The sequence below is a fragment of the Streptomyces sp. NPDC008092 genome (genome assembly GCF_042957285.1).
Taxonomy (GTDB): Bacteria; Actinomycetota; Actinomycetes; order Streptomycetales; family Streptomycetaceae; genus Streptomyces.
This window is the reverse complement of sequence record NZ_JBIBHY010000003.1, coordinates 584,922-611,559: the sequence shown is the minus strand read 5'-3', so window position 1 is coordinate 611,559 and position 26,638 is coordinate 584,922. Positions and strand designations below refer to the sequence as shown.

The window sequence follows — 26,638 nt, the reverse complement described above, 5'->3', positions numbered from 1 at the left end:
ACGATTATGACGATTCCATGCATTGGACGGATCAACGGCGGGGTCCGTACGTTCGAGGCATGTCTCCCGCCAGTACCGGGGCGTCCACCACCATGGGCGCCGTCCCGTCCGTCCCCGCCGCCGTCTCCGACTCCCGTCTGACCCCGGGCGGTCCCGGCTACCGCCGGATGAGCTTCGCGCTCTTCCTCGCCGGTGTCGCGACCTTCGCCCTCCTCTACTCCACGCAGGCCCTGCTCCCGCTGATCTCGGACGGCTACGGCGTCTCCGCGAGCGACGCGAGCTGGACGGTGGCGGCGGCGACCGGCGGTCTGGCGCTGTTCGTCATCCCGATGAGCGCCCTCTCCGAGCGGTTCGGACGCCGTACGGTCATGACGGCCTCGCTGGCGGTGGCGGTGACCGTCGGCCTGCTGGTCCCCTTCGCGCCCTCGCTCGGCGTGCTGGTCGTGCTCCGTGGCGTCCAGGGCGCGGCACTGGCCGGTCTGCCGGCCTCGGCGACGGCGTACCTGGCCGAGGAGGTCCGGCCGAAGGCGCTGGTCACGGCGATCGGCCTGTTCGTCGCGGGCAACAGCGTGGGCGGGATGAGCGGCCGGGTCATCACCGGCTGGGTCGCGCAGGAGTGGGGCTGGCGGGTGGCCGTGGGCACCGTCGGCGTGATCGCGGTCGGCTGCGCGGTGGCCTTCCGGCTGCTCCTGCCCGCCCCGCGGCACTTCAAGGCGGGCTCGCTGCACCCGCGCCGGCTGCTCGGCACGGTCCGCGACCACCTGGCCGACCCGCTGCTGCGCCGCCTGTACGCGATCGGCGCGCTCTTCATGACCGTCTTCGGCGGCGTCTACACGGTGATCGGCTACCGCCTGACCCAGGAGCCCTTCTCGCTCCCCCAGGGCATCATCGGCTCGATCTTCCTGGTGTACCTGGTGGGTACGGTGTCCGCGTCGACGGCGGGCCGTCTGGTCGGCCGCCTGGGCCGCCGCGGTGCCCTCTACCTGGCCGGCGGCACGACCGCCACCGGCCTCCTCCTCTCCCTGGCCGACTCGCTCCCGCTGGTCCTGCTCGGCCTGGTCCTCATCACCGCGGGCTTCTTCGCCGGCCACGCGGTCGCCTCCTCCGCGGTCAGCAAGACGGCCACCCACGGCAGGGCCCAGGCCTCCGCCCTCTACCAGTCCGCGTACTACATCGGCTCCAGCGCGGGCAGCACGGTGGGCGCGATGGCGTTCCACGCGGGAGGCTGGGCGGGGACGGTGAGCGTGGGCCTGCTGGCGGTCCTGGGCGTGGTGACGATCACCGTCCTGGGCTCGATGGCAGCCCGCAGGCAGGTCCTGGCCAACGCCCACTGAAGCGCCCGGAAGGGGCGCGGGGAACTGCGCGACCAGCCACGACGCCGCCGCACCCGCCACCCGGCCGCACACCCCACCCCCTTGGGCGCACCACCCCTCACCTGCACGTTTCCCCACTCCGGGGGCCATTGTCAGTCCCCTGCGCTACCTTCCGAAGTGCTGGAGCGCAACGGCGCGCGAACAGGAACGGCCACAGGGGTGGGTGGACGGAAGATGACCGACGGCACGGCGACGGCGGAGCTGGACGTCGCACTGGACAAGTACCGGACCGAGCTGACCGGGTACTGCTACCGCATGCTCGGCTCGTCCTTCGAGGCCGAGGACGCGGTGCAGGACACCCTGGTGCGGGCCTGGCGGAGCTACGAGAAGTTCGAGGGCCGCTCCAGCCTGCGGTCATGGCTGTACCGGATCGCGACCAACGTCTGCCTGGACATGCTCAGCGCGGGCAACAAGCGCGCCCGGCCGATGGACCTCAGCGAGTCGACGCCGCTGGCCCAGGCGGCGCTCTCGCCCCGGCCCGACAACACCTGGCTGGAGCCGGTGCCCGACGCGCGCGTGCTGCCGACCGTGGACGACCCGGCGGAGGCGGCCGTGGCCAAGGAGTCGATCCGGCTGGCCTTCATGGCCGCGTTGCAGCAGCTGCCGCCGAAGCAGCGGGTGGTGCTGATCCTGCGCGAGGTGCTGGCCTGGAAGGCCAACGAGGTGGCCGAGCTGCTCGGCACCACCGTCGCGTCGGTCAACAGCGCCCTGCAGCGGGCCCGGGCCACGCTGGCCGAGCAGCGGCAGTCGGGCGCCGCCGCCGAGGTCTCCGACCCGCTCGACGAGGAGCAGCAGAAGCTGCTGGAGCGCTATGTCGCCGCCTTCGAGGGCTACGACATGACGGCACTGACCGCGCTCCTCCACGAGGACGCCATCATGACGATGCCGCCGTTCGACCTGTGGCTCACCGGCCACGAGGACATCGCCGGCTTCATGACCACCATCGGCTCCGCCTGCGAGGGCTCACGGCTGTTCCCGGTCCAGGTCAACGGCCTGCCCGGGTTCGCCCAGTACAAGCCCGACCCGGACACCGGCGGCTGGAGCCCCTGGTCCGTCCAGGTCCTGGAGATCTCGGACGGCAGGCTGACCGGGTTCCACTTCTTCCTCGACACCAAGCGCTGGTTCCCGCTCTTCGATCTCCCCCTCCACCTGGAGGCGAAGGCCGAGGAAGCGGAGGAGGGAGCGTAGGTCGGGGTCGGGGTCGCGGAGCCGGATCCGTCCTCCGGCCCGCCGGGCCGTCAGTTCGAGCCGGGCCAGCAGGTCGACGGCCGCCAGCCCCGGCGGCCCGAGCCCGCCCACATCGCAGACGACGACCCGGGCCTCGCCCGCCCCGAGCAGCTCCCGCACGTCGTCGCACAGCCCCGGCACCTCGTCCCTGACGACGGGGCCCGACAGCATGAGCACGGCAGGGGTCACGGCATCCACGACCAGTAGACCGCCGCGGGTCCGACAACTCATCGCGCAGGGGCGCCCCGCCTTCCGTACGGTCGCGAAGATCACAAGGGTCGCAACGTTGACCTGCACCTGACCGACCCAGAGGGTTGGCTGTATGCCCCACGGATCAGCAGCGCCCGCCCCGCCCGACGGTCTCCTCCGCCGCGAGGAGGTCCCGTGCAAGGGGTGCTGAGCGGCTTCGCGGTGATCGCGATCGTCATCGCCGTCGGCTACGTCCTCGGCCGAGGCGGCCACCTGGGGGCGAACGGCCGCGAGGTCCTCACCAAGCTCGCCTTCCATGTCGCCTCCCCCGCACTCCTCTTCACCCTGCTCGCGAAGGCCGACCTGGCGGTGATCTTCTCCAGCCGCCTCCTGGTGACGGCCCTGAGCACGGCCGCGGCGGCGGGCGCGTTCGTGGCGGCGGGTGTCGTACGGGGCTGGGGCGTGGGCCGCACCACGATCGGCGCGCTGTGCTCCAGCTACGTCAACTCGGGCAACCTCGGCATCCCGATCGCGGTGTACGTGCTGGGCGACGCGTCGCTGGTGGCACCGGTGCTGCTCTTCCAGGTGGTGGTCCTCACCCCGGTCGCGCTCACGATCCTCGACGTGGCCGGCATGGGCGAGAAGGGGCCCTGGTGGCGCAAGCTGCTCACCCCGCTGCGCAACCCGATAGCCGTGGGCTCGCTGTCCGGCGTGGCGGTCTCGGGGCTCGGCATCCACGTCCCCGGCCCGGTGATGGACCCGCTCACCCTGATCGGCAACATGTCCGTGCCGGCCGTCCTGCTCGCCTTCGGCATCTCCCTGCGCGGCAGCAAGCTCCCCGGCCGGGGCCGTGACCGGCACCCGGTGTTCCTGTCGGTCGCCCTGAAGTCGGTGGGCCAGCCGTTCGTCGCCTGGGCCCTGGCGTCGGCGGTCTTCGGCCTGCGCGGGGCGCCCCTGCTCGACGTGACGGTGACGTCGGCGCTGCCGGCCGCGCAGAACCTGTACACCTACGCCAGCACCTACCGGGTCGGCGAGGAGCTGGCCCGGGACTCGATCCTGCTGTCGACGGTGCTGGCGGTGCCGGTGCTGGTGGTCGTGGCGGCGCTGCTGGGGTGACCCGCCGGTCGTCCCCGGCAGCACCGCGCCGGACCCTCGTCAGGCGATGCGCTCCAGCACCACCGGCGACGCGGTGTACTCGGTACCGGCCGCCCCGATGTCGTACGACCCGTCGACCGCCTGGAGCGCGTACTCGAAGCGCTCCGGGGTGTCCGTGTGCAGGGTGAGGAGGGGCTGGCCCGCGGTGACGGTGTCGCCGGGCTTGGCGTGGAGTTCGACGCCCGCGCCCGCCTGCACCGGGTCCTCCTTGCGGGCCCGGCCGGCGCCGAGGCGCCAGGCGGCGACGCCGATGTCGTAGGCGTCGAGGCGGGTCAGGACGCCGGAGGACGCCGCCTTGATCACGTGCTGTTCCCTGGCCACCGGGAGCGCCGCGTCCGGGTCGCCGCCCTGGGCCGCGATCATCCGGCGCCAGACGTCCATGGCCGAGCCGTCGGCGAGGGCCTTCGCCGGGTCGGCGTCGTGGACGCCGGCCGCGTCGAGCATCTCGCGGGCCAGGGCGAGGGTGAGTTCGACGACGTCGGCGGGGCCGCCGCCGGCCAGGACCTCCACCGACTCGCGGACCTCCAGGGCGTTGCCCGCGGTGAGGCCGAGCGGGGTGGACATGTCGGTGAGGAGCGCGACCGTCTTCACGCCGTGGTCGGTGCCGAGGCCCACCATGGTCGAGGCGAGTTCGCGGGCGTCCTCGATGGTCTTCATGAAGGCGCCGGTGCCGACCTTCACGTCCAGGACCAGGGAGCCGGTGCCCTCGGCGATCTTCTTCGACATGATGGAGGAGGCGATCAGGGGGATCGCCTCGACCGTGCCGGTGACGTCGCGGAGCGCGTACAGCTTCTTGTCGGCGGGGGCCAGGCCGTCGCCCGCCGCGCAGATCACCGCGCCGGTGGTGTCCAGCACGTGCAGCATCTCCTCGTTGGAGAGCAGGGCGCGCCAGCCGGGGATCGACTCCAGCTTGTCCAGGGTGCCGCCGGTGTGGCCGAGGCCGCGGCCGGAGAGCTGGGGGACGGCCGCGCCGCAGGCCGCCACCAGGGGCGCCAGCGGGAGGGTGATCTTGTCGCCGACGCCGCCCGTGGAGTGCTTGTCGGCGGTCGGGCGGGACAGCGAGGAGAAGTCCATGCGCTCGCCGGACGCGATCATCGCGGCGGTCCAGCGGGCGATCTCACGGCGGTTCATGCCGTTGAGCAGGATGGCCATCGCGAGCGACGACATCTGCTCGTCGGCGACCTCGCCGCGCGTGTACGCGTCGATGACCCAGTCGATCTGCTGGTCGCTGAGCTCACCGCGGTCCCGCTTGGTGCGGATGACGGAGACGGCGTCCATGGTGGCCATGGCGTTCCCTTCGAGAGGTGCGATGCGTACGGCCCCTCCGGACGCGACGGACGCGGAGGGGCCGTACGGGAGTTACTTGGTGAGATGGGCCGGGCCGAAGGCCTGGGGCAGCATCTCGGAGAGGGGCAGGACGCCCTCCGGGGTGTCCAGGAGGAGGTCCGGGCCGCCGAACTCGTAGAGCAGCTGACGGCAGCGGCCGCACGGGACCAGGAGCCCGCCCGTGCCGTCCACGCAGGTGAAGTGCGTGAGCCGGCCGCCGCCCGTGCGCTGGAGCTCGGAGACCAGTCCGCACTCGGCGCACAGGCCGAGGCCGTACGACGCGTTCTCCACGTTGCAGCCGGAGACCGTACGGCCGTCGTCCACCAGGGCGGCGACCCCGACCGGGAAGCCGGAGTACGGGGCGTAGGCGTGGGACATGGCCTCGCGGGCCTCCGCGCGCAGGGTCTCCCAGTCGAAGCCGGCGGCCGCGGCGGTCACTTGCCCTGCCCCTTCCGGTACGGCAGGCCGTCCGCCTTCGGCATCCGCAGGGACTGCGCGGACAGCGAGAGGACGAGGAGGGTGACGAGGTACGGGGTCGCGGTCACCAGCTGGCGCGGGACGTCGTTGGTGGTGGCGTACCAGATGAACATCAGGACCGAGATGACGATCGTGATGACGGCCGGGACGTACTTCTTCTTCCAGGCCAGGTAGGCGGCGCCGAACACCAGCAGGATCGCGAGCAGCAGGATCAGCGCGTGGACGTTCACCGTGCCGCCGCGCAGGTTGAGGCTGTCGGTGTAGCCGAACAGGCCGGCGCCGAGGGCGAGGCCGCCCGGCATCCAGTTGCCGAAGATCATCGCGGCGAGACCGATGTAGCCGCGGCCGGCGGTCTGGCCGTCGAGGTACACGTTGGAGGCGACGATCGAGAGGAACGCGCCGCCGAGGCCGGCGAAGCCACCGCTGATGATCACCGCGATGTACTTGTACTTGTAGACGTTGACGCCGAGGGACTCGGCCGCCACCGGGTTCTCGCCGCAGGAGCGCAGCCGCAGGCCGAAGGCGGTGCGCCACAGGACCCACCAGGTGATCGGGACGAGGGCGACGGCGACGACGGTCAGCGGGGACAGGTCGGTGAGCAGACCGCCGACCAGGCCCGCGATGTCGGAGACGAAGAACCAGTGCTTCTGGTTGAGCGTGTCCAGCCAGTCGGACAGGCCCGGGACGCTGAACGTGCCGAGCGAGTCGATCGGCGGGGACTGCTTGGAGGAGCCGCCCTCGGCGTTCTCGAAGGTGAACTTCGAGAGGTAGCGGGTGGCGCCCAGGGCGAGGATGTTCAGGGCCACACCGGAGACGATGTGGTTGACGTTGAAGGTGACGGTGGCGACGGCGTGCAGCAGGGCGCCGAGCGCGCCGCCGAGGATGCCGAAGACGACGCCGACCCAGGGGCCCCACTGGTAGCCGGCCCAGGCACCGAACCAGGTGCCGAGGATCATCATGCCTTCGAGGCCGATGTTGACGACGCCCGCGCGCTCGGCCCACAGGCCGCCGAGGCCGGCGAGGCCGATCGGGACGGCGAGGCGCAGTGCGGTGGACATCTGGCCGGTCGAGGTGATGCCCTCGGCGCCGGTGATGATGCGCACGAGCGAGGTGAGGACCAGTACGCCGGCGATGACCAGCAGGAGTACCGGGAGCGACATTCGGCGGCCGCCCTTGCCGGGCTGCTTCGCCTGCGGCTTGGCGATGGTCGCGGTGGACATCAGGCCGCCACCTCCTTCTTGGTGTTCTTGGCGGCGGCCGCGGCGAGCTCCGCGCCGACCTGGCGCTGCTGGCGGCGCAGACCCCACTGCCGTACGGCTTCGTAGGAGATGACGACGGAGAAGACGATCAGGCCCTGCATGATCGTGGCGATCTCCTTCTCGTACGCCACCGGGGTCGCGTAGTCGAGGGCGGGCGAGGCCTTGTCGAGGAAGGCCCACAGCAGGGCGGCGAAGGCGATGCCGCCGGGGTTGTTGCGGCCGAGCAGGGCGATGCCGATGGCGGTGAAGCCGAGGCCGGCCGGGAAGTCGAGGCTGTAGGTGTGCGAGTCGCCGAGCAGCAGCGGGAGGCCCGCGAGACCGGAGACGGCGCCGGAGATCAGCATGGAGACCAGGACCATGCGCTTGGCGTCGACGCCGGAGGCGGCCGCGGCGGACTCGGAGGCGCCGGTGGCGCGCAGGTCGAAGCCGAAGCGGGTGCGGTTGAGGACCACCCAGTAGCCGATGCCGAGGGCGATGGCGACGAAGACCATGCCGTAGATGTCGCCGACGTCGGAGCCCAGGTTGATGCCGGGGAACCAGCCGGACTTCTTCATCACGCCGGTCGTCATGTTGTTGCCGACCTGGACGCCCCACACGTTGGCGAGGGTGACGTAGCCGATGACGCTGGTGGCGATGGCGTTCAGCATGATCGTGGCGACGACCTCGCTGACCCCGCGGGTGACCTTGAGGACGCCCGCGATGCCCGCCCAGAAGGCGCCGGTGAGCATGGCGACCAGGAGCAGCATCGGGATCTGCAGGAAGGCGGGCAGGCCCACGTTGGCGCCGACCACGGCCGTCATCACGGCGGCGAGGCGGTACTGGCCGTCGACGCCGATGTTGAACAGGTTCATCCGGAAGCCGAGGGCGACCGCGATGGCCGCGATGTAGTACATCGCCGCCTGGTTGATGATCAGGACCTGGATGTCGGAGTACGGCAGCTGCTGGAGCATCAGCACGTACGGCTCGAACGGGTTGCGGTTCGAGGCCAGCAGCACGATCGAGGTCAGGGCGATCGCCAGGACGAGCGCGATGACCGGGCCGGCCACCGCGAGGAGCACCCGCTCCTTGTCGAACTTCTTCATCGGGCCTCGTCCTCCGGACCGTCGGCGCCTTCGTGTCCTTCTGGGGCGGTGTCTACGTGTTCCAGGTGGCCGGACGCGGCACCCGTCATGGCGGAGCCCAGCTCCTCCGGGGTGATGGTGGCCGGGTCGGCGTCCGCGACCAGCTTCCCGTCGAAGATCACCCGCAGGGTGTCCGACAGACCGATCAGCTCGTCGAGGTCCGCGGAGATCAGCAGCACCGCCAGGCCCTCGCGGCGGGCGTCCCGGATGCGGTCCCAGATCTGCGCCTGGGCGCCGACGTCCACACCGCGGGTGGGGTGGGCGGCGATCAGGAACTTCGGGTGGTGGCTCATCTCGCGGCCGACGATCAGCTTCTGCTGGTTGCCGCCGGAGAGGGAGGCGGCGGTGACGTCGATGCCGGGGGTGCGGACGTCGTACTCCTCGACGATCCGGCGGGTGTCGGCCTGGGCGCCCTTGATGTCCAGCCAGAAGCCCTTGGCGTTGGGCTTCTCGGTGACGTGGCCGAGGATGCGGTTCTCCCAGAGCGGGGACTCCAGGAGCAGGCCCTGGCGGTGCCGGTCCTCGGGGATGTAGCCGACGCCGGCCTCGCGGCGCTTGCGGGTGCCCCAGGGGGTGACGTCCTCGCCGAGGAACTCGATCGTGCCGGAGTCGGCGTTGCGGGTGCCGATGAGCGCGTCGATCAGCTCGGTCTGGCCGTTGCCCTCGACGCCGGCGATGCCCATGACCTCGCCGGCGTGGATGGTGAAGGTGACGTCGTCGAGGACGCGCTTGGCGGCGCCGGGGGTGGTGGCCTCGTCGAGGACGTCGCCGCGGGCGGTGGCGCCGGCTGAGCCGGCCGTGGCGGTCTCGGGCTGGGCGCCGACCTCGCCGAGCGAGGCGATGCCGCCGCTGGCGTAGACGGTGAGGTTCTTGACGGCGACGACGGCCTTGTCGGTGACCGTGGACTCGGCGGTCTCCGGGGTGGGCAGCTCGCTGCCCACCATCAGCTCGGCGAGCTGGCGGGGGGTGGTCTCGGAGGGGATCGCGGTGCCGACCGTGGTGCCGCGGCGGATGACGGTGATGTCGTCGGCGACGGACAGCACCTCGCCGAGCTTGTGGGAGATGAAGATGACCGAGAGGCCCTCGGACTTCAGCTCGCGCAGGTTGTCGAAGAGCGCGTCGACCTCCTGCGGGACGAGGACCGCGGTGGGCTCGTCGAGGATCAGGGTCCTGGCGCCGCGGAAGAGGACCTTGAGGATCTCCACGCGCTGCCGGTCGGCGACGCCGAGGTCCTCGACCAGGGCGTCGGGGCGGATGCCGAGGCCGTACCGGTCGGAGATCTCGCGGATCTTCTTCCGGGCGTTGCCGCCGATGCCGTACAGCTTCTCGCTGCCGAGCACGACGTTCTCCAGCACCGTCAGGTTGTCCGCCAGCATGAAGTGCTGGTGGACCATGCCGATGCCGCGCGCGATGGCGTCGGCCGGGGACGAGAAGGAGACCTGCTCGCCGTCGATCGCGATGGTGCCCTCGTCCGGCTTCTGCATGCCGTAGAGGATCTTCATCAGGGTCGACTTGCCGGCCCCGTTCTCGCCCACCAGGGCATGCACGGTGCCCCTGCGGACGGACAGGTGGATGTCGTGGTTGGCTACGACACCCGGGAATCGCTTGGTGATCCCCGCCAGCTCGACCGCGGCTGTCGTCTCTGCGGTGAGCGGAGGGCTGCTGGACGCGTCGATGGCGCACTCTCCTCGGAAAAGGGGTCGCTCTACGCGCGTAGCGCCCCTGCTTTAAATAGTGCCCGGACCTGACCGAGCTTTTTCGACTCTCGATCCGTTCCGAGCATTCTGCCGCGCGAACCGGGGGTGCCCCCGCCGCCGGTCCCCGGGACCCCGGCCGATCGTCCGGACCCGCACCCGAGATTCCTGACCGAACTCTCGGATCCGCGCCCGGAGCCCCGTCGAGGTCCCCGGATCTATGGCAGGGGGCGCGGGAAGAACATCCTTCCCGCACCCCGTTCCGTGGCCGTAACGCTGTCATTACAGCGTTCTTTTGACCATGCCTACGACAAGGTCATGACCGCCGGGTCAGGAGGTCTTGACCGTGATCGAGCCGTCCTTGATGCCGGCCTCGGCCTTCTTGAGCGCGGCCTGCAGGGTGGCGTTGTTCTTGAAGACCGGGTTGGAGTCGGCCAGGCCGACGCCGCCGTTGTTCAGGGAGCCGCGGATGTCACCGGACAGCGGCTTCTTGTCCTTGATCACGGACTTGGCGAGGTCGTACACCGCGCCCTCGACGTTCTTGAGGGCCGAGGTCAGGATGTAGTTCTTGTACTTCGACAGCGCGGCCTGGTTGTACTGGTCGGAGTCGACGCCGATCGCCCACACCTTGTGCGCGGCGGCGGCCTTGATGACGCCCTGGCCGGAGAGGCCGGCGGCGGCGTAGACCACGTCGGCGCCCGAGCCGATCTGGCCCTCGGCGGCGGCCTCGCCCTTGTCGGGGCTGGAGAAGCCGCCCTCGGCCGCGGTCTGGGTCAGGTACTGGGCCTTGACCGTGACGTTCTTCTTGGTGTCCTTGACGCCCTGCTCGAAGCCCGCCTCGAACTTGTGGATCAGCGGGACGTCCACGCCGCCGATGAAGCCGACGGTGTTCGACTTGGTGGTCAGCGCGGCGGTGACGCCGGCCAGGTACGAGGACTGCTCCTCGTGGAAGACCATGTCCGCGATGTTGCTCGCCTGGTCCTGGTTGTCGTCGATGATGCCGAAGGTGACCTTCGGGAACTTCGCGGCGGCCTCCTTGACGGCGGGCGCGTAGGCGAAGCCGACACCGATCACCGGGTTGTAGCCGGACTTGGCCAGGGTCTCCAGCCGCTGCACCTTGTCCGCGTCGGACTCGCCGTCCTGCGGCTCGATGTCACGGCCGGTGACGCCGAACGCCTGGTCGGCCTTCTGGAAGCCGGCGTACGCGGCGTCGTTGAAGGACTGGTCGCCCTTGCCGCCGACGTCGTACGCGAGACCGACACCCTTGGACGCGCCGGCCTTGCCGGTGGACGAGCTGGACGAGCTGCCGCACGCTGAAACGGTGACGGCAAGGGCTGCGGTTGCAACGCCCGCAACGGCGATTCGGGACACCCGGCGCATGGAACGAGACTCCTTCGTGCAAGCGCCCAAACCAGGCGCTGGTTCCGCGGCAGCGTAACGCGCGTAGACCAGACGGAAAACCCCCAATGTCCGGTCCGTTATCTAGCTGTGGCCACAGTCACGGCCAAGGCTACGGACAGCAATACGCCCCTTGCAGGAGGCAAGGGGCGCACTGGCTGCAGGGACGGGCGGGCGGCCGTACGCACCGGTACGGCCGCTCACCCGGCGACATATTTATGTCGCATTACTTCGTGTTGACGGTGACCTTGCCGTCGATGATGTCCTGCTTGGCCTTGTCGACGGCCGCGACGACCTTGGTCATGGCCTTGTACTTCGGGTTGGTGTCCGCGAAGCCGACGCCGCCGGTCTTCAGGGTGCCGTTGACGACACCGCTCTCCGGCTTGCCCTCGTAGACGGACTTCACGAGGTCGTAGACCGCGCCGCCGACGTTCTTCAGGGCCGAGCCGAGGATGTAGTCCTTGTACTTCGCAAGGGCGCTCTGGCTGTACTGGTCGGAGTCGACACCGATCGCCCACACCTTGGCGGTGGAGGCGGCCTCGATCACGCCCTGGCCCGAGAGACCGGCCGCGTGGTAGATGACGTCGGCACCGGCGTCGATCTGGCCCTGCGCGGCGGCCTTGCCCTTGTCGGGGCTGGAGAAGCCGCCCTCCTGGGCCGTCTGGGTCAGGTACTGCGACTCGATCTTGATCTTCGGGTTGACCGACTTGGCGCCCTGGTCGAAGCCCGCCTCGAAGGTGTGGATGAGGGGGATGTCGACGCCGCCGATGAAGCCGATGTGGTCCTTCTTGGTGGCGGACGCGGCGGCCACGCCCGCGAGGTACGAGGACTGCTCCGCCGCGAAGACCATGTCGACGACGTTGGAGGCCGTCACCTCGTTGTCGTCGATGATGCCGAAGGTGATCTTCGGGTACTTGGCCGCGACCTCCTTGACGGCGGGCGCGTAGGAGTAGCCGACCCCGATGATCGGGTTGTAACCGGCCTTGGCGAGCGTGTCGAGGCGCTGCACCTTGTCGGCGTCGGACTCGCCGTCCTGCGGCTCGATGTCCCGGCCGCTGATGCCGAACTCCTTCTCGGCCTTCTGGAAGCCGGCGTACGCGGCGTCGTTGAAGGACTGGTCGCCCTTGCCGCCGATGTCGTAGGCGAGGCCTATGCCCTTGCCGTTGTACTTGCCGGACGAGTTGGTGCTGGTCGCACCGCTGTCCGAGCTGGACTTGCCGCATCCGGCGGCCGCGAGGGCGATGACGGCAACGGTCACCGCAGCTTGGGAGAACCGAGTCCTCCGACCCGAGATATAACGCACAGCAAGCACCCCTTCGTCCCCACGGCACCGTCCCCGGCCCGCTTCCCCAACCGTCCACCCTCGGTGGCGATTTCGGCGCACAGTAACGCGCGTAGAAGGGGAGGGGAACGGGGTTTCTCCGGGCCGTTATCGAACCGTGCCGACTCCGGGTTACAAGCGGCGGCCGCCGGTTACGGCGGGGTGACACAAGGGGGCGAAGAGGTACCGACCGGGCACCTCTTCGCCCCCTGCGGGACCTGCGGGACGTACGGGGAAGCTGACCGTTTCTCCGGCCGTCCGGCACGACTCGCGCCGATACGGCTACATGGTCGCGTCGATCAGGGCGGCGGCCGTGAACAGCTCCACCCCGACGGTGATGGCCCGCTCGTCGGCGTCGAAGTGGCCCTGGTGCAGGTCGCGCACGGTCCGCTCGCCCGGCGTGCGCACCCCGAGCCGCGCCAGGGCGCCCGGCACGTGCTCCAGGTACCAGGAGAAGTCCTCGCCGCCGAGGCTCTGCTCGGTGGTCTCGATGGAGTCGGTACCGCGCCGGGCGGTCATCGCGTCCCGCAGCAGTTCGGTGATCACCGGGTCGTTGACGACCGGCGGTACCCCGCGCACGTAGTTGATCTCGGACTTGGCGCGGTGCATGGTGGCGACCTCGTCGATCGCCGCGTGCACCACGTCCGGCGCCTGCCGCCACGCCTCCAGGTCAAGGCAGCGCACGGTCCCGGACAGCTCCGCGTGCTGCGGGATCACGTTGGGCGCGTGCCCGCACTCGATCCGGCCCCAGGTCACCGCGAGCCCGCTCCGGCTGTCCACGCGCCGCCCGATGAGCGCCGGCACGTCGACGGCCACCCGGGCGGCGGCGGTGACCAGGTCGGTCGTCAGGTGCGGCCGTGCGGTGTGCCCGCCGGGGCCGTCCAGGGAGACCTCGACCCGGTCGCAGGCGCTGGTGATGGCGCCGGTCCTGAGGCCGATCCGCCCCACGTCCACCCGGGGGTCGCAGTGCACGGCGATGATCCGGCCCACCCCCTCCAGCACCCCGGCCTCGATGGCGTCGGCGGCACCGCCGGGCAGCACCTCCTCGGCGGGCTGGAAGAGCAGCCGTACGGGCCGCGGCAGCTGCCCCCGCTCGTGCAGCTCGGCGAGGACCAGTCCGGCGCCCAGCACCACCGTCGTGTGCACGTCGTGCCCGCAGGCGTGCGCCCGGTCCGGCACGGTGGACCGGTAGGAGCACTCGGTCTTCATGTCCGGGATGGGCAGGGCGTCGATGTCGGCGCGCAGGGCGAGCACCGGAAGCCCGTCCCCGACCGGCCCGATGTCACAGATGAGTCCGGTCCCCGCCGGGAGGACGCGCGGCCGGAGACCGGCCTTCTCCAGCCGTTCCTTGATGGCGGCCGTGGTGCGGAACTCCTGGTTCCCTAGCTCGGGGTGCATGTGCAGGTCGCGGCGGAAGGCGACGAGTTCGGCGTGCAGTTCCTCGCTGAGCACGCCGGGGAGCACATCCCCGGGAAGGTCGGCCTCGGTCTCTGTGGACATCAATTGGTTCACCCTCTGAAGGGTAGGACGCCCGAAGGGTCAACTGACCCGAGATCAACAAAAGTTCAGCCCGTTAGGGGAAGAAAATCTGACCGCGGACGCATGACCTCGGACGTGGCTGGGTAACACCTATGTTTCCTCTTCCACGCATACCACGCCCGGCGACGATCACGCCGGTCCTGTCCACCCACCGGAACGGGACCGAGCCGCAACCGGGACTTCGCCACGCGGGCCACGCCCGCCCGGTAGCCTGCGCGACCGTGACGGACCCGGAGACCACCGACTTCATACAGACCACCCGTACGTCCTACGACACGATCGCCAAGGACTACTCCGCCGCCTTCCCGGGCGTCCCGGACCTACCCGTAGACATGTCCATGATCGCCGCCTTCGCCGCGCTGGTGAAGGCGAACGGCACCGCCCCCGTGGCCGACCTGGGCAGCGGCCCCGGCCACATCACCGCCCACCTGAACGACCTGGGCGTCCAGACCTTCGGCATCGACCTCTCGCCCGCCATGGTCGACCTGGCCCGCGAGGCCCACCCCGCCGTGCGCTACCACCGGGGCTCCATGACGTCCCTGGACCTGCCCGACGAGACCCTCGGCGGCATCCTCGCCCTCTACTCGATCATCCACGTCCCGGACGACCACCTCCCGGCGACCTTCGCCGGCTTCCACCGCGTCCTGGTCCCCGGCGGCCACGTGCTGCTGTCCTTCCAGAAGGCCGACACGCCCGGCCTCCACCTCACCGAACGCTTCGGCCACGAGATCGACCTGCACTACTACTGGCGCCCCGCCTACGCGGTCAGCGACATGCTCGTCAAGGCGGGCCTGGAGGTGGCGGCGACCCTGATCCGCGAACCCCTGGAGCCGGAGACGAGGCCCCGGGCGTTCGTCCTGGCCCGCAAGCCGGGCTGAGCGGACGGGCCCGGGGGCCCCGGGGGCCTACGACCCCGTTCGCCCGGTGTGGGCCACGAGGGCGTCGATGAGCTCGGGCCAGAGCTCGCGCGGGCGGTCGTGGCCCATGTCGGGGACCAGGAGGAGCTCGGCGCCGGGCACCAGTTCCGCGGTGCGCCGGCCGCCGTCGACGCCGATCAGGGTGTCGTCCAGGCCGTGGATCACCAGGGTCGGCACCCGGAGCCCGCGGAGCGCCTCCGCGCGGGAGCCGGCGAGGATCATCGCGCCGAGCTGCCGCCCGGTCCCGGCGGGGTAGTAGGCCCGGTCGTAGCTGCGGGCGGCCAGCTCCCGCAGCACCGCCGGGTCGCCGTAGCGCCTGGACGCCCACACCAGCTCCCGCTCCGCCGCCGCGACATACCCCTCGCGGTCCGCCGGTTTCGGGCTGAACAGCACCGCCCGCGCCTCGGGAGTGGACTGCCCGTACTCGCTCTCCCCGGTCGAGGACATCATCGACGTCAGCGTCAGCACCCGCTCCGGCCGGGTGACCGCCATCGTCTGGGCGATCATCCCGCCCATCGACGCCCCGACCACGTGCGCCCGCCCGATCCCGAGCGCGGTGAGCAGGCCCAACCCGTCGTCGGCCATGTCCCGCAGTCCGTACGGGACCATCGCGACGGCGGCGGGAACGTCCCCCGAACTCACGGCGGCGACGAACCGGCCGACGTCGACGGGGTGGTCGTCGAACCTGCTGGACAGCCCGCAGTCACGGTTGTCGTAACGGATCACATGGCGGCCCCGCCCCGCCAACGCCCGGCAGAAGTCGTCGTGCCAGGCGATCATCTGGGCACCGAAGCCCATCACGAGCAGCACCGGAGGGTCGGAGGGGTCGCCGAAGGTGTCGTAGGCGATGGACACTCCGGGCGACACGTCGATGATCGGCATACCCGGATCCTGCCAGGCCCCCCGACCGACGCACCCGAATTACCGACCGGGCCCGCCCCTCCCGGCGATCACTCCCCGGCGAACAGCTCCGCGGCATCGGTGACGTGCACCGCGCGCTGGGCCCAGATCTCCAGCTGCTCCATCTCGGTGCAGGCGTCCACCTGTTCCCGAAACCAAGTCGCTCACCGGAATGCCACGCCATTCCAGGACTCGCAGCACCATCTCGGCGCACTGCTGGATCCGCCCCTGCTCCCGGCCTTCCTCGCGGCCTTCCTCCCGCACCTGCTCCGCCAGCGGATGCCGCCAGAAGTACTGGATCGCCGTCATCAGGTCCCTCCACATCTGCTTCGCCCGGGAATCGACCAGGCACGAGTCGACGAACTGCACGAACACCGCGGCACTGTCACGGTCGATGGTCTTCAGGGCGGCTGCCAGCGACTTCATCGCCGCGATCTCCCTCGTCTCGGGAAACGGCACGCCCAGCGCCCGCTGCAACGCATGCGTCAGCAGCCCCGGATCCTTCTGGAAGATCCGGTGCGACGCCTCATGCGACGCCCCCACCATCACGCCACCCCCAGCTCGCACCACACGTACTTCCCCCGCTCCCCGAACCGGGACGACGGCTGCCAGCCCCAGCAGTCCGCACACGCCACCACCAGCCCCAGCCCCCGCCCCGCCTCCTCAAGGCCCGCCACCGCCTCCAACGACCCCGGCGGCTCCGGAGGCACAGGATCCGCATCCCACGCCCCGATCCACACCACCCCCTCCAGGGAACGCCGCACCCGCAGCGCGGCCGGCCCCTTCGTATGCCGCACGGCATTGGAGACCAACTCCGCAGCCAGCAGCTCCGCGGTGTCGGCGAGACCGATCAATCCGTGCATCGTCAGGACCAGACGCAGGGTGCGGCGACAGACGGTGACCGCTCTGGGGTCGTTGGGGACGTAGAGCGTGTAATCCCAGGTCTCGGACATGCGTCATCAACTCCGGTCAGGTGAAGGGGAATTCACGCACGGTGGCATCGCCGCACGGCAACGGTGCGGTGCACTTCCACAGCGTGAGCACTACGTCACCGAAGGTAGGGGGCAACATTTCGATCCCGCAAGCCGGTCGCGTAATCTGACCCCGAACGAGTCGCGCGTCAAGGCGTATGGGGAGGCCCCGTCGGTGGCAAAGAGAGTCGAGCCAACGGCGCGCCAGCTGCGCTTGGCGGTCGAGCTGCGCAGGTTGCGGGAGACGGCGGGCCTCAGCTCGCGGGAGGCTGCCGCACTGCTCGGGGTGAACGCACCGCAGATCAGCCAGATCGAGTCGGGACTGGCGGGGGTGAGCGAGAAACGGCTAAGGCTGCTCGCCGCCAACTACTCCTGCTCCGACGGCGAGTTGATCGAGGCCCTCGCAGCCATGACGAAGGACCGCACGCGAGGCTGGTGGGAGGATTACCAGGGCCTGCTGCCGGCACCCTTTCTCGATCTCGCCGAACTGGAGCACCACGCCACGTTCCTGCGGGAGGCGCAGTTCCTGTACATCCCCGGCCTGCTCCAGACAGCGGACTACGCCCGTGCCGTCTACGCCTACCGCATCCCGGAACTGCCCCACACGGAGCTGAAGTCGCGTGTGGAGCACCGGATGCGACGCAAGGCAGTCCTCGACGGTACGCCGTTCGACGCCATCGTCCATGAGGCGGCGCTGCGCATCATGGTCGGCGACCGAGCGGCCTCGCGAGCCCAGTTGAGCGAGGTGCTGGAGGTCTCCGAGGCGGACAACGTCAGCGTGCGGGTCATCCCCTTCGCCGAGGAAGGGTTCGCGGGCGCCGCGAGCGCCATGCTGTACGCGGGCGGTGCCGTATCCAGGCTGGACACCGTCGTGCGGGACGGGCCCAACGGCGCGGCGTACGTCGACTCCGCCGTCCAACTCGGCGCCCTTCGAACGCTTCTCCGTAAACTGGAAGCCGCGTCGCTCAACCCCGACAAGTCACGAGACTTGATCAACCGCGTGGCGAAGGAACTCTGATGTCCATCCCCGTCCGGTGGCAGAAGTCGTCCTACTCAAGCTTCGGCGACGGCGACTCCTGCGTGGAGATAGCGAACTCCCCCACCCGCATATCCGTCCGCGACTCCAAGGACCCCGCCGCCGGCACCCTCACCTTCGCGCCCGCGGCCTTCATCTCCCTGGTCGAAGCGCTGAAGAGCCCCGGAAACGCGAACTCCCCCTCGATCTCGACGCGCATGGCCGGCTCGGTGCCGGGATAGACCGGGTCGGCGGTGACGGCCGTCCAGTGGACGTGGAAGCGGTCGCCGTCGCGTGCCAGGATCCGGAGCTCGTTGTGGCGCAGGGGCTGGTGTTCGTGGAGGTAGAAGAGCGCCGTGCTTGAGTCCTCGGCGTCCGTCGCCGTGCCCGGTACCGCGTGCACGCTGCCGACCAGCCGGTCCGGCCGCAGCTCCGCGAGTTCCACGGCCAACCCGGCGGTGGGGCCGCCGGAGTCGGTGGCGGCCTCGAACCACAGCGAGACCGTGCCGGTGGCGGCGTCCGGAAGGGCGAACATGTCGGCCGACCCGAGGCGGTAGGTCTCCGCACCGCCGGAGCGGTGCAGCACGAACCGGCCGACACCCTTCGCCGAGAACTCGATCACGAGTACGACACTCTCACGACCGGGGCGGCCGGCTCATCCGAACCAGCGGCTCACTTCCACGGCGCGTTGAAGGCCCGCCCCGGTACCGGCTTGGCGATCAGGGCGATCGGGATGAAGAAGCCGACCTGGCCGATCACGAACATGAGGGTGGCGAGGGCCTTCGGCTCGTAGAGCTCGGCCGCCCGGGCGTAGAGGTCGTCGGGGACCCGCTCGCCGGCCGCCGGGGGCTGGAGCACCGCCTCCGTCAGGGCGAGCGCGGCGCGCTCCGGGGCCGTGAAGTACGGCGAGTCCTGCCACGACGCCACCGACGTGATCCGCTCCTCCGGCTCCCCGGCCTTCCGCAGGAAACCGGTGTGCAGGACCGTCAGGTACGTGCTGCCGACGATCTGGCCGGCCCGCAGCTGGACCAGGCTGATCGTGGGGCGCGGTACCGAGCCGTTGCCGGTGGCCCGGAAGAGCGCCGCGGACACGTCCGCCAGTTCGGGGACGAGCTGCGCGGGGTCGTCGGACATCCGCGGGGCCGTCGGGACCTCTGCCGTGATCGAACGTGCTGCCATCGCCGTCTCCTCGGTGCGTGCTGGTGAGCGCTTCGGTGTTGCTGTCACCGCACTGACGGAACCGGGGAGGGAGATGTGACGGCGGACGGCGTGAGCGCGGTCACAGTCCCGTCGGCGCGGGGGCGGTCCGGGCCGGTCCGGCGCGCAGGCGGGCCGCGTCCTGGATCGGCGGGAGGCCGTACGCGGTGCGGTACTCGCGGTTGAACTGGGTGGCGCTCAGGTAGCCGACGGCCTGGGCGATCTGGGCCGCCGTGGCGTCGCCGACGGCCAGCCGGCGCCGGGCCTCCTGGAGGCGCAGGTGCTTCTGGTACCTGAGCGGGCTCATGCCGGTGGCCGCCTTGAAGTGCCGGTGCAGGCCGGCCGCGCTCATGTGCGCCACCGCGGCGATCTCGTCGATGGTCAGCGGCTCCGCGTAACGGGCGCGGATCCAGCGGGCCACCTCGCGCACCCGGGTCGTGGTGGAGTCGGCCAGCGACCACTGGCGCAGCACGGGGCCGAGGGAGCTGCGCAGCAGCCGGTAGAGGATCTCGCTCTCGATGCGGCCGGCGAGGGGACGGATGTCGTCGGGGGCGTCGAGGAGCCGGACCCAGCGGGTGACCGCGTCGGCGAGTTCGGGCGGCATCGGGGCGGCGACGTGCGCGGAGGTGGGCGCCGGGGCGGGGCGGGCCGCCTCGTCCAGTTCCACCAGGAGTTCGGCGAACGCCTCGCTGTCGAGACGCAGGGACGCCGACCGGTACGGCACCTGCTCCAGGTCGGCGGTGACGGGCAGGTCGATGGTGGTGAGCAGCATCTCGCCGGGGCGGGCGACCCGGACCAGCTCGCCGGCGGTGGTGCGTTTCGTGCCTGCGGCGACGAAGCAGATCGCGGGTTCGTAGAGGAGGTGGGCGGGCTCGACGGGCTCGTCGACCGCGGCGAGGGAGAGCCGGGGAACCTCGGTGTCCGTGCCCGAGGCGACACAGTGGCGGTCGATGGCGGCGACGAGTCGGTCCAGCACAGCACGCTCCGTCCCTGAGAGGATCAGGCAATCCTATGCGAGCGACGGCCCATGCCTCCCGGGCGGCCCGTCCGTAGCGTCGACGGCATGACAGAGCACACCTCACACCTTCCCCGGCGCACCCTCGGCACCCAGGGCCTCACGGCCGGGGCGATCGGTCTCGGCACCATGGGCATGACGATGGCGTACGGCACCCCGGACGAGCGGAGCAGCATCGCCACCCTGCACCGGGCTCACGAACTCGGCGTCACCCTCTTCGACACGGCCGAGCTGTACGGCCTCGGAACCGGCAGCAACGAGCAGCTGCTGGGGCGCGCGGTGAAGGGCTTCCGCGACGAGATCCTGATCGCGACCAAGTTCGGCTTCGACCTCACCGATCCGACGCGGATCGGGCACGCGCTGGACAGCCGTCCCGAGCACATCCGGGAGGTCACCGAGAACAGCCTCCGGCACCTGGGCACGGACCGCATCGACGTGCTGTACCAGCACCGCGTGGACCCCGACGTCCCCATCGAGGACGTGGCGGGTACGGTCGGCGAGCTGATCGCCGAAGGCAAGGTCCGCTACTTCGGGCTCAGCGAGGCCGGGCCCGCGACCATCCGCCGCGCCCACGCCGTCCACCCCGTCTCGGTGCTCCAGACCGAGTACTCGGTCTTCGAACGGGCCGTGGAGGCCGAGATCCTGCCCGTGGTCCGGGAACTGGGCATCGGTTTCGTGCCGTACTCCCCGCTCGGGCGGGGTTTCCTCACCGGCGCCGTCAAGCCGGCCGCGGAGTACGACGCCGACGACATGCGGCACACCATGGACGAGCGCTGGCGGCCCGGCAACTACGAGCAGAACGTCGCGGCGGTGCGGCGGCTGACCGCCCTGGCGGAGGAGAAGGGCGCCACGGTCACCCAGCTGGCGCTGGCCTGGCTGCTCGCGCAGGGCGACGACATCGTGCCCATCCCGGGCACCCGCAGCCCGCACCGGGTCGAGGAGAACGCGGCCGCCGCGTACGTCGACCTGACGCCCGGGGACCTCGCCCGGATCCAGGAGATCCTGCCGCGGGGAGCGGCCGGTTCCCGCTACCCGGCCGCGGTCATGCCGACCTGGCAGTGACCGGACCCTCCCGCGTCCGGCGGGCCCTGTAGATTCGGCGCAGGGCCGGTGAGAGGGGTTGGTCGAGATCGCCACGCAGGCCGGTGCCGTCGAGCGGCCGCGGGTGCCCCTGAGCCGGACGCGGGTACTGGACGCGGCCGTCGCCCTCGCCGACGACGGGGGCGTCGACGCGCTCAGCATGCGCCGGATCGCGCAGGCGCTGGGTGTCGTCCCCATGGCGCTGTACAAGCACGTGGCCAACAAGAACGAGCTGCTGGACGGGATGATCGACGTCCTCGTCGGGGAGATCGATCCGCCGGCCGACGGTGTCGGCTGGAAGGAGGCCGTCCGGCGGCGGGTGCTGTCGGCCCGCCGGATGCTGCTGCGCCACCCCTGGGCGCCCGAGGTGATCGAGGCGCGGACGAAGGCCCGGGCCACCCCGACCCCGGCACTCCTGGCATACCTGGACTCGATGGTCGGGATCTTCCGCGCCGGCGGGTTCCCGGTCGGGCTGGTCCATCACGCGCTGCACGTGATGGGCAGCCGGCTGCTGGGCTTCTCGCAGGAGCTGTTCGAGGACAGGCCCGGACAGGCGCCCGACGCGGACGCGTTGCCTGCCGAGGAGATGGCCGCGCGGTTCCCGCACCTCGCCGAGCTGGCGATGGCGGTGGCCCATGACCCGGAGTCGGTCGTCGGCTCCGGCTGCGACGACCAGTTCGAGTTCGAGTTCGCCCTGGACCTGACGCTGGACGGCCTTGAGCGGCTGCTGACCGCGGCCTGAGTCCCGGTCCCCCGGAACCTTGACGGGTGTACGCCGTACGCCTACCTTGCCCTCAAGGGGGTGTACGCCGTACACCACAAGGGGGGAGATCCCGATGAAGGCGATCGTGCAGGAGCGGTTCGGGCCGCCGGACGTGCTGCGGGCGGCGGAGATCGAGTCGCCGTCGGCCGGTCCGGGCCAGGTGCTGGTGCGGGTCCGGGCGGCGGCCGTCAATCCGTACGACTGGCATCTGCTGCGCGGCGACCCGTACGTGGCGCGGCTGCTGGGAGGTGTCGGGCTGACCCGGCCCAGGTCCCGGGTGGCCGGGATCGACGCGGCCGGGGAGGTGGCGGCGGTCGGCGCCGGGGTGGCCGGGCTGCGGCCCGGCGACGAGGTGCTGGGCTTCTGTCCGGGCGCCTTCGCCGAGTTCGCGGTCACCACCCCCGGCCTGCTGGTGCCGAAGCCCGCCGGGCTCACCTTCGAGGAGGCCGCGGCCCTGCCGATGGCGGCGGTGACCGCGCTGCGCGGGATCCGGACCGTCGGCCGGGCCGAGGCCGGGCAGCGGGTGCTGGTCAACGGGGCGGGCGGCGGCATCGGCACCTGCGCCGTACAGATCGCCGTGGACCTCGGCGCGGAGGTCACCGGCGTGTGCAGCGCACGCAACGCCGAGCTGGTGCGCTCGCTGGGCGCGGCGCACGTCGTCGACCACAGGCGGGAGGACTTCACCGGCCGGGGCGAGCGCTACGACCTGATCCTCGACAACGTGGGCGGCCGTCCGCTCCGCCGGCTGCGCCGGGCCCTCGCCCCGCGCGGGACGCTGGTGGCCAACGGCGGCGGTTCGCCCGGTCACGTCTTCGGAGCGATGGGCTCGATGCTGCGGGTCGTCGCGGCCGACCCGTTCGTCCGGCAGCGGCTGCGGCCGCTCGTCCCCACGGTCCCGGACGGGCCCGTCCACCAGGACCTGCTCGCCGTGACCGCCCTCGTCGAGGCCGGCCGGCTCGCCCCGGTGGTCGACCGGACCTACCCGCTGGCGGACACGGCCGCGGCCGTACGGCACGTGGAGCAGGGACACGCCCGCGGCAAGGCCGTGATCACCGTCGCCTGAAGTCGTCGATCACGTGGCGCTCAGGACGCGCCCGACGCGCACATGCCGTGCACCGTGCCTCCGCACGCCTGGCGTTCACCGCCGGGGAGCCGACGACGGCAGCACGACCACCGTCACCTCACCCGACGGCAACCCCTCGCATCCGACGTTGCCGCTGGGCTGACCGGACAGCGGACAGGGACAGCGGACCGTTGGCGGCGGCCGGGGGTCAGGCCGGGCTCGTCACCGCCGCCAGCCGGTGGACGTCCTTCGCCGTGCCCGTGACCCCGGACAGGAAGCCCTGGGCACGCGGGGAGGCGTTCTCGGTCAGCCAGGTCGGGTCGATGTCGCAGACGGCCACGCGGACGCCCGTGCCCACCAGGGCCAGCGGCAGGGTGTGCACGACGGTCGACGGGAAGCTGAGGATCGTACGGCCGATGGGGCCGCGGCGGGCGATCAGTTCCAGGGGGAGGTCCGGACGGACTATCTCCAGGCCCGTCTCGGCCGCCAGGCGGTGGAGCTTCTCGGTGCTCTCGCGGCGGTGCGCGAAGTAGCGGGTCGCGCCGTGCGCCTTGGCCAGGGTCTGGACGGCCTCCAGGTAGCGGTCGCCGTCCACGACGCCCGTCTCCACCAGGGAGGTGCCCACCATGTCGGCGCCCTTGGTGATGCGCGGCGGGCCGAAGCGGGCGCGGGTCCAGCCGAAGTCGTTCGCGGTGACCGTCACCCCGGTCGGCGTCTCCGTCATCGGCATGGAGGAGAAGACCTCCACGCGGCGGCGGGCGCTCGGCGTGAGGCGGCGGCGGGCGGAGGAGGAGACCGGCGCGAAGAGCAGGTCACGGGCGCCGGGCCGGCCGCCCTTGCGGTGCCAGCGGACCAGGCGCTCGCCGCGCGCCAGCTGGGCGACGAACTCCATCGTCGCGGTGCCGTCGTCGACCACGACCAGGTCACGGGCGCGGGTGATGGTCAGCAGGAGCTGTACGTAGCGGGAGAACGGGTCTCCCATCACGATGCGGTCGGCCCGGCGGAGGGAACCCGCCAGGCCGCCGATCGTCTGGAAGGGGGCGGTGGTGCCGCCCCGTGCTTCCTCCCAGCGGACCCGGTGTCCCTCGTCCCGGGCCAGGTCCGCCATGCGGCGCAGCTGGCCCCGGGTCATCGGGTCCGTCGGGGACAGGACGACGATCGTGAGTTCCGCGCCGGGTGCAGATATGCCGGATGCCGGGCGCCGTACCTGTCCGGGTACGGTCGGCACGGGGTCCGCCGACCCGCGCAGGGCGTGGACATGCGCCCACTCCAGCACGTTCAGCAACTGCACCGGACTCTCGACGAACGCGAGTGTGTGGGGGCCGGTGTTCCCGGCGCGGGGGCTCATCGACGTACGACCGTCCCGTCGTCGTAACACATCAGTCAGATTCGGGCTCAGACCTGGACCGGCTCGCCGGCGGCCGCGGCGATCTCCGCCTCGGCGACGACGCCGGTGACGCGGCGCAGCTTCTTCATCGGGCCGAGCTCGGAGTCGTAGACCTTCTTGACGCCGTCACCGAGGGACTCGGAGATGATGCGGATGTCGCGGACCAGGCGGGTGAGGCCCTGCGGCTCCACGGAGGCGGCCTGGTCGGAGCCCCACATGGCGCGGTCGAGGGTGATGTGGCGCTCGACGAAGGTGGCGCCGAGCGCGACCGCGGCGAGGGTGGTCTGCAGGCCGGTCTCGTGGCCGGAGTAGCCGATCGGAACGTTCGGGTACTCCTTCTCCAGCGTGTTGATCACGCGGAGGTTCAGCTCCTCGGCCTTCGCCGGGTAGGTGGAGGTGGCGTGGCACATGAGGATGTTCTCGGAACCGAGGACCTCGACCGCGTGGCGGATCTGCTTCGGGGACGACATGCCCGTGGAGAGGATGATCGCGCGGCCGGTGGCGCGCAGCGCCTTCAGCAGCTCGTCGTCCGTCAGGGAGGCGGAGGCGACCTTGTGGGCGGGGACGTCGAACTTCTCCAGGAAGGCGACGGCCTCGGTGTCCCACGGGGAGGCGAACCAGTCGATGTTCTTGCTCTTGCAGTACTCGTCGATCTGACGGTACTCGTCCTCACCGAACTCCACGCGGTGGCGGTAGTCGATGTAGGTCATGCGGCCCCAGGGGGTGTCGCGCTCGATGTCCCACTGGTCGCGCGGGGTGCAGATCTCCGGGGTGCGCTTCTGGAACTTGACGGCGTCGCAGCCGGCCTCGGCGGCGACGTCGATCAGCTTGAAGGCGTTCTCCAGCTCACCGTTGTGGTTGATGCCGATCTCGCCGCAGATGTAGACGGGCTTGCCGGGGCCGACCTCACGGGAACCGAACTGGCGCAGACGGGAGTTGCTCATGACTGTGGGGTGTCCTTACTTCGGGAGGGAATCGAGAGAGGGGCCGAGGATCCAGCTGGCGATCTCTCGGATCGCGCCGTCACCACCGGGGAGGGTGGTGACCGCGCGTGCGGCGCCGCGTACGACGTCGTGGGCGCTCGCGACCGCCACGGGCCAGCCGGCGACGGCGAAGCACGGGAGGTCATTGACGTCGTTTCCGACGTAGAGCACGCGCTCGGGAGCGATGCCCTGCTCCTCGCACCACTGCTTGAGTGCGAGGTCCTTTCGGTCGATGCCGTGCAGGACCGGAATCTGTAGCTTCCGGGCCCGGGCGGCGACGACCGGGTTCTGCTCCGTGGAGAGGATCAGCATCTTCAGCCCGCTCTTGCGCAGGGCGGCGATGCCGAGTCCGTCGCCGCGGTGCACGGAGACGAACTCCTTTCCATCGGCATCGATCAGCACCCGGTCGTCGGTCTGGGTGCCGTCGAAGTCCAGTACGACCGCGTCGACGTCGTCGGCGGTCGGCAGCGCGCCGGGGCGGTCCGCGTCGAAGAGCGGGGCCAGGGCGCGGGCGCGGGCCAGCTCGTGCGGGTCGTCGATCTCCAGGACGCGCGCGGGGTCGGTCCGCACCAGTTCGGTGTGGCCGAAGAAGCGGTGCTGGTGCTCGCGGAAGCCGTCGGCGCGCATCGCGTAGGCGGCGCCGGTCTCCAGGAAGTCCTGGGGGCGGTCCTGGCGGCGCGGGCGGAACGACTTGTCGTGGTTGACGCCGAAGCCGCCGCTGGCGGTGGCCTCGTCGGCGCCGACCGGCACCGGGGCGTGCACCTCGTCGCGCCAGACGAAGCCGTGGAAGGGGGCCACGGTCAGCGCGGTGTCGGCGCCGTTCTGGACGATCGCGCCGGCCACCCCGTCGATGTCCTCGCGGACGATGAACGGGCTGGTGCACTGCACGAGCAGCACGACGTCGACGGTGGCGCCGTGCAGCGCCTCGTGGGCGTCCATGGCGTGCAGGACGGCGGCCTCGGAGGTGGCGGTGTCGCCGGCGATGGCGGCGGGGCGCAGCACGACCTCGGCGCCGGCCGAGCGGGCGGCCGCGGCGATCGCCTGGTCGTCGGTGGAGACGACCACGTCGGTGACCAGGCGGGAGGCGACGCACTCGCGGACGGCGCGGGCGACCAGCGGGACGCCGCCGACCGGGGCGAGGTTCTTGGCGGGCACGCCCTTGGAGCCGCCCCGGGCGGGGATCACGGCGAGGACGCGGGGCACTGCGGCCCCTTCGGGGTGGGACATCGGCTCTGTTCCTTCGGACGCTTGGAGCGGGGCTCCTTGGC

The 26,638-nt window shown here is 71.2% G+C and carries 26 protein-coding genes and 1 pseudogene; 10 read left to right on the top strand and 17 right to left on the bottom strand.

Annotation, left to right across the window (positions count from 1 at the left end):
* Positions 1 to 59: 59 nt before the first annotated feature.
* Both ACFZB3_RS12040 and ACFZB3_RS12035 read left to right on the top strand, forming a co-directional pair.
* Positions 60 to 1,334 carry an MFS transporter gene (locus ACFZB3_RS12040; RefSeq protein ID WP_391373475.1) on the top strand — a complete coding sequence of 425 codons (1,275 nt, stop codon included), beginning with the start codon at positions 60 to 62 and terminating at the stop codon, positions 1,332 to 1,334.
* A 213-nt stretch (positions 1,335 to 1,547) separates the two neighbouring features.
* Complete coding sequence (locus ACFZB3_RS12035; RefSeq protein ID WP_391373472.1) at positions 1,548 to 2,561, top strand: RNA polymerase subunit sigma-70; 1,014 nt, start codon at positions 1,548 to 1,550, stop codon at positions 2,559 to 2,561.
* On the opposite strand, the pseudogene ACFZB3_RS12030 reads toward ACFZB3_RS12035, so the two are convergent.
* Positions 2,448 to 2,831, bottom strand: a pseudogene (locus ACFZB3_RS12030) (STAS domain-containing protein); the annotation flags it as partial. The gene ACFZB3_RS12035 and the pseudogene ACFZB3_RS12030 overlap by 114 nt on opposite strands.
* 153 nt (positions 2,832 to 2,984) lie before the next feature.
* Here ACFZB3_RS12030 and ACFZB3_RS12025 point away from each other — a divergent pair.
* The gene (locus ACFZB3_RS12025; protein ID WP_391373469.1) at positions 2,985 to 3,905 is read left to right on the top strand and encodes an AEC family transporter; all 921 of its coding nucleotides are present in this window, start codon (positions 2,985 to 2,987) and stop codon (positions 3,903 to 3,905) included.
* 39 nt (positions 3,906 to 3,944) lie between these two features.
* Here the strand turns inward: ACFZB3_RS12025 and ACFZB3_RS12020 are convergent, their stop codons facing one another.
* The 8 genes from ACFZB3_RS12020 to ACFZB3_RS11985 form a co-directional block, all read right to left on the bottom strand.
* Positions 3,945 to 5,222 (bottom strand): thymidine phosphorylase, encoded by a 1,278-nt coding sequence (locus ACFZB3_RS12020; protein WP_391374053.1) that lies wholly within the window; start codon positions 5,220 to 5,222, stop codon positions 3,945 to 3,947.
* Between the two features lie 81 nt (positions 5,223 to 5,303).
* A complete protein-coding gene (locus tag ACFZB3_RS12015; protein WP_391373466.1) occupies positions 5,304 to 5,708 on the bottom strand; it encodes a cytidine deaminase in 405 nt (134 codons plus the stop codon).
* A complete protein-coding gene (locus tag ACFZB3_RS12010) occupies positions 5,705 to 6,967 on the bottom strand; it encodes an ABC transporter permease (protein WP_391373463.1) in 1,263 nt (420 codons plus the stop codon). The genes ACFZB3_RS12015 and ACFZB3_RS12010 overlap by 4 nt, the downstream gene beginning before the upstream one ends.
* Entirely contained in the window at positions 6,967 to 8,088 is a 1,122-nt protein-coding gene (locus ACFZB3_RS12005; protein WP_391373460.1) for an ABC transporter permease, read from the bottom strand. Before ACFZB3_RS12005 ends, ACFZB3_RS12010 begins: the two co-directional genes overlap by 1 nt.
* The gene (locus tag ACFZB3_RS12000; protein ID WP_391374050.1) at positions 8,085 to 9,803 is read right to left on the bottom strand and encodes an ATP-binding cassette domain-containing protein; all 1,719 of its coding nucleotides are present in this window, start codon (positions 9,801 to 9,803) and stop codon (positions 8,085 to 8,087) included. The genes ACFZB3_RS12005 and ACFZB3_RS12000 overlap by 4 nt, the downstream gene beginning before the upstream one ends.
* Positions 9,804 to 10,151: 348 nt before the next feature.
* Positions 10,152 to 11,201 (bottom strand): BMP family ABC transporter substrate-binding protein, encoded by a 1,050-nt coding sequence (locus ACFZB3_RS11995; RefSeq protein WP_391373457.1) that lies wholly within the window; start codon positions 11,199 to 11,201, stop codon positions 10,152 to 10,154.
* 244 nt (positions 11,202 to 11,445) lie between these two features.
* Positions 11,446 to 12,477 (bottom strand): BMP family ABC transporter substrate-binding protein, encoded by a 1,032-nt coding sequence (locus tag ACFZB3_RS11990; RefSeq protein ID WP_391373455.1) that lies wholly within the window; start codon positions 12,475 to 12,477, stop codon positions 11,446 to 11,448.
* Between the two features lie 345 nt (positions 12,478 to 12,822).
* Positions 12,823 to 14,040, bottom strand: coding sequence for an amidohydrolase (locus tag ACFZB3_RS11985; protein WP_391373452.1), 1,218 nt, complete (start codon positions 14,038 to 14,040; stop codon positions 12,823 to 12,825).
* A 260-nt stretch (positions 14,041 to 14,300) separates the two neighbouring features.
* On the opposite strand from ACFZB3_RS11985, the gene ACFZB3_RS11980 reads away from it, so the two are divergent.
* Positions 14,301 to 14,957 (top strand): methyltransferase domain-containing protein, encoded by a 657-nt coding sequence (locus ACFZB3_RS11980; protein ID WP_391373449.1) that lies wholly within the window; start codon positions 14,301 to 14,303, stop codon positions 14,955 to 14,957.
* A gap of 27 nt (positions 14,958 to 14,984) precedes the next feature.
* Here the strand turns inward: ACFZB3_RS11980 and ACFZB3_RS11975 are convergent, their stop codons facing one another.
* Genes ACFZB3_RS11975 through ACFZB3_RS11965 form a run of 3 tightly spaced genes read right to left on the bottom strand, consistent with a single transcriptional unit; the run spans position 14,985 to position 16,849 of the window.
* Positions 14,985 to 15,878, bottom strand: coding sequence for an alpha/beta fold hydrolase (locus ACFZB3_RS11975; protein WP_391373446.1), 894 nt, complete (start codon positions 15,876 to 15,878; stop codon positions 14,985 to 14,987).
* A gap of 39 nt (positions 15,879 to 15,917) precedes the next feature.
* Positions 15,918 to 16,442 (bottom strand): hypothetical protein, encoded by a 525-nt coding sequence (locus ACFZB3_RS11970; protein WP_391373444.1) that lies wholly within the window; start codon positions 16,440 to 16,442, stop codon positions 15,918 to 15,920.
* Positions 16,442 to 16,849, bottom strand: coding sequence for an ATP-binding protein (locus ACFZB3_RS11965; RefSeq protein WP_391373441.1), 408 nt, complete (start codon positions 16,847 to 16,849; stop codon positions 16,442 to 16,444). The genes ACFZB3_RS11970 and ACFZB3_RS11965 overlap by 1 nt, the downstream gene beginning before the upstream one ends.
* A gap of 193 nt (positions 16,850 to 17,042) precedes the next feature.
* Between ACFZB3_RS11965 and ACFZB3_RS11960 the strand changes: the two genes are divergently transcribed.
* The 3 genes from ACFZB3_RS11960 (at position 17,043) to ACFZB3_RS11950 (ending at position 18,439) form a co-directional block, all read left to right on the top strand.
* On the top strand, positions 17,043 to 17,885 hold the full coding sequence (locus ACFZB3_RS11960; protein WP_391373438.1) for a Scr1 family TA system antitoxin-like transcriptional regulator: 843 nt from the start codon (positions 17,043 to 17,045) through the stop codon (positions 17,883 to 17,885).
* A complete protein-coding gene (locus ACFZB3_RS11955; RefSeq protein ID WP_391373435.1) occupies positions 17,885 to 18,124 on the top strand; it encodes a DUF397 domain-containing protein in 240 nt (79 codons plus the stop codon). The genes ACFZB3_RS11960 and ACFZB3_RS11955 overlap by 1 nt, the downstream gene beginning before the upstream one ends.
* A 114-nt stretch (positions 18,125 to 18,238) precedes the next feature.
* Positions 18,239 to 18,439 (top strand): hypothetical protein, encoded by a 201-nt coding sequence (locus tag ACFZB3_RS11950; RefSeq protein ID WP_391373432.1) that lies wholly within the window; start codon positions 18,239 to 18,241, stop codon positions 18,437 to 18,439.
* 115 nt (positions 18,440 to 18,554) lie between these two features.
* On the opposite strand, the gene ACFZB3_RS11945 is transcribed toward ACFZB3_RS11950, so the two are convergent.
* Together ACFZB3_RS11945 and ACFZB3_RS11940 are read right to left on the bottom strand one after the other, a co-directional pair.
* Positions 18,555 to 19,061: a carboxymuconolactone decarboxylase family protein gene (locus ACFZB3_RS11945; protein ID WP_391373429.1), complete on the bottom strand. Its 507-nt coding sequence runs from the start codon at positions 19,059 to 19,061 to the stop codon at positions 18,555 to 18,557.
* Positions 19,062 to 19,161: 100 nt separating this feature from the next.
* Positions 19,162 to 20,055, bottom strand: coding sequence for an AraC family transcriptional regulator N-terminal domain-containing protein (locus ACFZB3_RS11940; RefSeq protein WP_391373426.1), 894 nt, complete (start codon positions 20,053 to 20,055; stop codon positions 19,162 to 19,164).
* Positions 20,056 to 20,142: 87 nt separating this feature from the next.
* Here ACFZB3_RS11940 and ACFZB3_RS11935 point away from each other — a divergent pair, with 87 nt between their 5' ends.
* The 3 genes from ACFZB3_RS11935 to ACFZB3_RS11925 all read left to right on the top strand — a co-directional run bounded on the left by ACFZB3_RS11935 (position 20,143) and on the right by ACFZB3_RS11925 (position 23,000).
* A complete protein-coding gene (locus tag ACFZB3_RS11935) occupies positions 20,143 to 21,156 on the top strand; it encodes an aldo/keto reductase (RefSeq protein WP_391373423.1) in 1,014 nt (337 codons plus the stop codon).
* A 58-nt stretch (positions 21,157 to 21,214) separates the two neighbouring features.
* A complete protein-coding gene (locus ACFZB3_RS11930; RefSeq protein ID WP_391373420.1) occupies positions 21,215 to 21,916 on the top strand; it encodes a TetR/AcrR family transcriptional regulator C-terminal domain-containing protein in 702 nt (233 codons plus the stop codon).
* A 94-nt stretch (positions 21,917 to 22,010) separates the two neighbouring features.
* A complete protein-coding gene (locus ACFZB3_RS11925; RefSeq protein WP_391373417.1) occupies positions 22,011 to 23,000 on the top strand; it encodes a zinc-binding dehydrogenase in 990 nt (329 codons plus the stop codon).
* Positions 23,001 to 23,208: 208 nt separating this feature from the next.
* Here ACFZB3_RS11925 and ACFZB3_RS11920 read toward each other — a convergent pair whose 3' ends face one another.
* The 3 genes from ACFZB3_RS11920 to ACFZB3_RS11910 are packed head-to-tail and all read right to left on the bottom strand — an operon-like array spanning position 23,209 to position 26,597.
* Positions 23,209 to 24,348, bottom strand: coding sequence for a hypothetical protein (locus tag ACFZB3_RS11920; protein WP_391373414.1), 1,140 nt, complete (start codon positions 24,346 to 24,348; stop codon positions 23,209 to 23,211).
* A gap of 47 nt (positions 24,349 to 24,395) precedes the next feature.
* Positions 24,396 to 25,331 (bottom strand): N-acetylneuraminate synthase family protein, encoded by a 936-nt coding sequence (locus tag ACFZB3_RS11915; RefSeq protein WP_391373411.1) that lies wholly within the window; start codon positions 25,329 to 25,331, stop codon positions 24,396 to 24,398.
* A 15-nt stretch (positions 25,332 to 25,346) separates the two neighbouring features.
* Positions 25,347 to 26,597 carry a cytidylyltransferase domain-containing protein gene (locus tag ACFZB3_RS11910; protein ID WP_391373408.1) on the bottom strand — a complete coding sequence of 417 codons (1,251 nt, stop codon included), beginning with the start codon at positions 26,595 to 26,597 and terminating at the stop codon, positions 25,347 to 25,349.
* Positions 26,598 to 26,638 lie beyond the last annotated feature (41 nt).